Consider the following 2434-nt stretch of genomic DNA (forward strand, 5'->3'; position numbering starts at 1 on the left):
CTCAGGGAGCCAAGCCGCGCTCGTTTTACGCTTACCGAATGCTCTTATAAAAAACCAATACGATTAAAATCGCCGGAGTCGCTTGCCTCTCAGAGCTAAAGCCGCGCTCGTTTGCCACTTACCGCGAGGTTTTATGAAACTCTACCGGATTTGGACATAAATTGCTAGGATCAATCCCTCACTATTTTTGGTAAAAACTACTATAATTAAATTCACAAGGTAATAATTTGTAATTAAAAGCAGTTTTTAATTGTGTTTACAACTACACTTACTCAACCAAAATCAGGGACTCTCCCATTAGATTTATTTGCTGCTATTGCGGATCTGAAAACAGAACTCAACGCCGTGATCTTAGCCCACTACTATCAAGATCCGGATATTCAAGATATTGCCGACTTTATTGGTGATTCCTTACAATTAGCTAGAGCAGCAGCCAATACAAAAGCCGATGTAATTGTCTTTGCCGGTGTTCACTTCATGGCCGAAACCGCCAAAATCCTCAACCCTGATAAATTGGTGTTGTTACCAGATATCAATGCAGGTTGTTCTTTAGCAGATAGTTGTCCTCCCCAAGAGTTTGCGGAGTTTAAAGACGCACACCCAGACCACTTGGTCATTTCCTATATTAACTGCTCCGCCGAAATCAAGGCCATGAGCGATATTATCTGTACCAGTTCCAATGCTGTGAAAATTGTCCAGCAAATACCCCAAGAACAGCCAATTATTTTTGCCCCAGATCGGAACTTGGGACGGTATGTGATGGAACAAACCGGACGGGAAATGCTGTTATGGCAAGGTAGCTGTATTGTCCATGAGACTTTTTCGGAAAAGAAAATAGTCCAGTTAAAAATTACACATCCTCACGCGGAAGCGATCGCCCACCCCGAATGTGAAACCAGCGTATTGCGTCACGCCAGCTTTATTGGCTCTACAGCCGCCTTACTTAGTTATTGTCAAACCAGCCCTAGCCAGGAATTTATCGTGGCTACAGAGCCGGGAATCATTCACCAGATGCAAAAATTAGCACCTGACAAACACTTTATTCCCGCACCCCCGCAAAGTGATTGTAACTGTAACGAATGTCCATTTATGCGACTAAACACTTTAGAAAAACTGTATTTAGCCATGAAAAATCGCACCCCAGAAATTACCTTACCAGAAGAACTCCGCACAGCAGCACTACTACCAATGCAACGGATGTTAGAAATGAGTGTGTAGTTGAAGTTAAAAATTCATCTTACGATTTACCCTTTTCCGCTGCCTTCTGGGCTGCTTCACTAAACTTTTTATACAATTTAGTTCTAATCTGTGCTTCTTGATAGCGGCTGTGACTAGGTGACACCTGACTCATTAAATCAGAAGCCCGTTGCCAATTAGCAGCTAATTCCAACCACTGAGTTGAAGTTATTGCTGTTTTACCAGCCGTAGTAGCTTGGTTAGCTAGTCGCACAGAGGCTACAAATGGATCATCAGATGGAATAGAAAAACTTTGGCTAGGAGGACGATTCAACAATTGTGGTGGACTTTGGTTTGCTGTTTGGGAAGATTGAGAACCTGTGAATGGTGAGAGATCTTTCAGCGGATTACCTAACCAAGAATCTAGCAGCCAAGCTAGTAAAATTACTGAAGATAAACCAGAAACCCCGATCACTAAAGTTTTGATCGAAATTTTCCCTTGATCTGGATTCTTGAGTAAAGATTGGGGTTTCGCCAAAATAGGTTTTCTTGATTTGGTATCAGCTTCAGTTAAATCTGGAATTAACCACTTAAACAAATTTGGTTGGGATACTGTAATTTCCTGTGACCATAATAATTGGTTATCAGTATCACGGTGAATTTCCTCTAACCACAGCAATTGCTCTTCTTTAACAATGCGACTATTGATGTTAACTCGGCGAATGTGACGTGGTGCAAGCGAGTCCAAAATTTGTTGAATTTTTGGCACTAAGGTAGATTGCTCCAGTTGCTCTACCGTAGCTGCTTCGCACAAAAGTTGTAAAACACCATTCACAAAAACTGCTCTAGTTCTGACACTAGACATAACTAGCCTTTCATTCAAGACTTGAATAATTGCCGCAACGCTACCCTGATGAGCTTGCCAAGCGATATCATTTATCCGATCTACCATTTGATATTTAGTGATAGCTCTTACACCCTGACCTGTGAAATAACATAACCCAAGTTGCTAGTTATCTAATTTTAGGCAGGGAAAAAGGTAATTGGTAACTACTTTTGCCTTTTTGCCTATTCTCTCTTCCCTTTTACCTCTTGCCTTTTTCCAACTAGCAATTTAAATATACATTCAATTTGCATATATCAATGTAAATTTGACCAACTCTATATTCTATTTGCTCAAGTGCAAATTGCCACACTTGATATCCTGCTAGGGTTGACACTCCCCGGTCTAAAGACACGGGGATTCTACATTCACTGA

The 2434-nt window shown here is 41.2% G+C and carries 2 protein-coding genes; one reads left to right on the forward strand and one right to left on the reverse strand.

What is annotated here, in order from left to right; genetic code table 11:
- Positions 1-252: 252 nt before the first annotated feature.
- Positions 253-1218: a quinolinate synthase NadA gene (gene nadA, locus FJR06_RS09665; RefSeq protein ID WP_015083624.1), complete on the forward strand. Its 966-nt coding sequence runs from the start codon at positions 253-255 to the stop codon at positions 1216-1218.
- A gap of 19 nt (positions 1219-1237) precedes the next feature.
- On the opposite strand, the gene FJR06_RS09670 is transcribed toward nadA, so the two are convergent.
- Complete coding sequence (locus tag FJR06_RS09670; protein WP_015083625.1) at positions 1238-2128, reverse strand: hypothetical protein; 891 nt, start codon at positions 2126-2128, stop codon at positions 1238-1240.
- Positions 2129-2434 lie beyond the last annotated feature (306 nt).

It is taken from the genome of Dolichospermum sp. UHCC 0352 (assembly GCF_009711925.1).
In the GTDB taxonomy this organism is placed as follows: domain Bacteria; phylum Cyanobacteriota; class Cyanobacteriia; order Cyanobacteriales; family Nostocaceae; genus Dolichospermum; species Dolichospermum lemmermannii.